The sequence below is a fragment of the Streptomyces sp. SID13726 genome, assembly GCF_010548375.1.
Lineage (GTDB): Bacteria > Actinomycetota > Actinomycetes > Streptomycetales > Streptomycetaceae > Streptomyces.
In genome coordinates this window covers 1-568 of the sequence record NZ_JAAGLY010000201.1, presented here as the reverse complement: position 1 = coordinate 568, position 568 = coordinate 1, and the positions used below count along the sequence as shown (strand labels likewise).

Genomic DNA, 568 nt, shown 5'->3' with positions numbered 1-568 from the left:
CCAGGCCCTGCCGCTGGTCCGCGAGCAGCTGGAGGCGTACGGGATCCACGTCCGGACCGCCCCGACCGGGGACGAAGCGCAGCTCACCGTCCTCGACGGAGCAAGGCTGCTGTGGATCGAGACCCCCTCCAACCCCGGGCTCGACGTGTGCGACATCCGGCGCCTGGTCGAGGCCGCCCACGCGGGCGGCACCCTGGTCGCCGTCGACAACACCCTCGCCACCCCGCTCGGCCAGCGGCCCCTGGAACTCGGCGCGGACTTCTCCGTCGCCAGCGGCACCAAGGGCCTGACCGGCCACGGCGATCTCCTGCTCGGCTACGTCGTCTGCCGCGACCCGGAGCTCGCCGCCGCCGTCCGGCGCTGGCGCAAGATCGTCGGTGCGATCCCGGGCCCGATGGAGGCCTGGCTGGCCCATCGCTCCCTGGCCACCATCCAGCTGCGCGCCCAGCGCCAGTGGACCAACGCGCTGGCCGTGGCGGAGGCGCTGTCCGACCACAAGGACGTCACCGGGCTGCGCTACCCCGGCCTGCCCGCGGACCCGTCACACAAGACGGCCGCCCGGCAGATG

Annotated in this window: 1 protein-coding gene; it reads left to right on the top strand. The window is 74.3% G+C overall.

Annotated elements, in window-relative coordinates; translation table 11 throughout:
- Positions 1 to 568, top strand: a 568-nt coding sequence (locus tag G3I78_RS47155; RefSeq protein ID WP_203616496.1) for a PLP-dependent transferase, incomplete at both ends; no start/stop codon positions are given.